We start from the raw sequence: 382 nt of genomic DNA on the forward strand, positions 1-382 counted from the left end.
TCGCCAAGCAGCGGCACCTTGCTGTTGCTGACCTGGTAGTTGTCCTGCATCAGGCCGCCGAGCACGATGATCTCGCCGTTATCGCACAGCACGGTCGACTGGATCGAACGCTTCGTGAATTCCGGGCTCGCCGGGTTCGTCGCCGCGTTGTTCGTGCCGTTCACGATCGCCGAATCTTCCGTGTAGAGCAGCAGCTTCAGGATGCCGCCGTCGGTAATCTGCGGCTTCACGTGCAGCGTCAGACCGATGTCGGCGCGGTCGAACGTGTTGAACGCCGCGCTCGTCGTGCCGCTCGTCAGGTTCGAGTACGAACCGGTCTGGATCGGCACGTTGGTACCGACGATGATCTTCGCCTCTTCGTTGTCGAGCGTGATCAGGTTCG

1 protein-coding gene is annotated in these 382 nt (G+C 61.5%); it reads right to left on the reverse strand.

Translation table 11 applies throughout. The features are described 5' to 3' along the window. A partial coding sequence (locus tag VSR82_RS40125) for a secretin GspD/PilQ domain-containing protein (RefSeq protein ID WP_498858941.1) occupies nt 1-382 on the reverse strand: 382 nt, incomplete at both ends.

This window comes from Burkholderia sp. JPY481, assembly GCF_038900515.1.
Taxonomy (GTDB): domain Bacteria; phylum Pseudomonadota; class Gammaproteobacteria; order Burkholderiales; family Burkholderiaceae; genus Paraburkholderia; species Paraburkholderia youngii.